This is a genomic window from Neochlamydia sp. AcF65 (assembly GCF_018342435.1).
Taxonomy (GTDB): domain Bacteria; phylum Chlamydiota; class Chlamydiia; order Chlamydiales; family Parachlamydiaceae; genus Neochlamydia.
The window spans coordinates 1-1,401 of record NZ_JAEMUE010000049.1 but is presented as its reverse complement, the minus strand read 5'-3'; the positions used below and the strand labels follow the sequence as shown (position 1 = coordinate 1,401).

The 1,401-nt window shown below is 37.4% G+C and carries 1 protein-coding gene; it reads right to left on the bottom strand.

What is annotated here, in order from left to right; all coding sequences use genetic code 11:
• Positions 1 to 15: 15 nt before the first annotated feature.
• Positions 16 to 1,401: IS1634 family transposase (locus tag NEOC65_RS06345; RefSeq protein WP_213156075.1), on the bottom strand; the 1,386-nt coding region annotated here is incomplete at its 5' end.

Sequence of the window (1,401 nt, the reverse complement as noted above, 5' to 3'; positions counted from 1 at the left end):
CCCACATTCCGCAAGTTAATTTCCATTAGCATATAATTTCTGAAAAGGAGGGCCTAAAACCTGCAAAATATGCCTCATATTAGGAGTTAAATTAAGGATTAACTCTTTTATACCCTCAGGAGTACGTTTGATTAAGAGGTGCACACCTTCAAAAACTTGGAAAATCCAGCGCAGGGTAGGCATCTTTGTAGGTTTTCCTAATTGATTAGGAATGGAGGTAGACAGCTTTTCTAATTGTTGACGTAAATGGCGCTGAGTAAGGGTATAAACTAGCAAGCAAAGACACATAATCATAGCTAAAGCTATAATCCTTTGCTCATTTTTAAGGAATACCGACGAAGTCATAAATAAGGGATCTTTGAGAAAGCGGAATCCTCTTTCCACCGATTGTTGGCCTTTATAATTGTCTAACAGATCATCATTTGAAAGAAGCTCGGCATTCAGCTCATTAGTGGCCAGGATAAATTTTCCTTTTCTTTGTAAGCTAGTAGAAATTTTTTGCTCATCTTTTGCTAAAGCTGCCTCCATTCTATACTGGATTGATAAAGCTTGCTCTTTTTTAGGTCTGCCAGGTTCTTGCTTGCTTCGTTTTTGTATAGTATTTATTTTGTCTAGACGATGATATTTAAGCTTTTTTTCAAAAGCTTTCAAGGCTGCTTTAGCATCTTTTTCGCAATCAAAAGCTTTTGAGGCAAGTTGCTTTAATTCTTTGACTTTTGCTTGCAGCTCTTTTTCTATTTGCCTATCTAAGGTTTTCTTTTCCCTTATAAAAGCTTGTTCAGAATAGACTAAAAGCCACCGTTGAGGAATTCCTGCATAGATAGAACCTAATTCAACGGCCCAGTAATCGGCAGACAGCTTTTCCATTTCCTCTTTAGAAAAACTAGATACAAGCTCATAGGCTGCTCCTATTTGTTCTGGAACGCGCGTTACCCATTTCATACCATTGGAAATATCTTTTAGGGTGTCAGTGGTATACATAGCACTATCGGCAACGAAATAATGAGGTTTGGATCTATCTTTAATTTGGGATTTAAGCTCTTTTAAAGTTTTCCTAAAATGGCTTTTATCTGAGGTATTACCTGCAAGCGCTTGAGCTAATAAAGGAACATCTCCATCTTGGCTGCAGATTAAGGAAATCATAAATTGTTTAAGATCAGGCCGGTAGTCTTTTGAATGTCCAAACGCAATGATAGGAACTTGCTCCCCCGAGGAATATTGCCCTTGAACAGACATACTTGTCGTATCTAAATGCTGAAATTTTTTATTAACATTAAATTTTGAGCAAGCTTGCAAGGCAATGGCTGAAAAGATAGCATCACATCCATATTCGTAGCAGCAATCTAAAGCTCTACCTAAACGATCATCCGATATATTTTCAGATCTACACGCTCTTCCTAA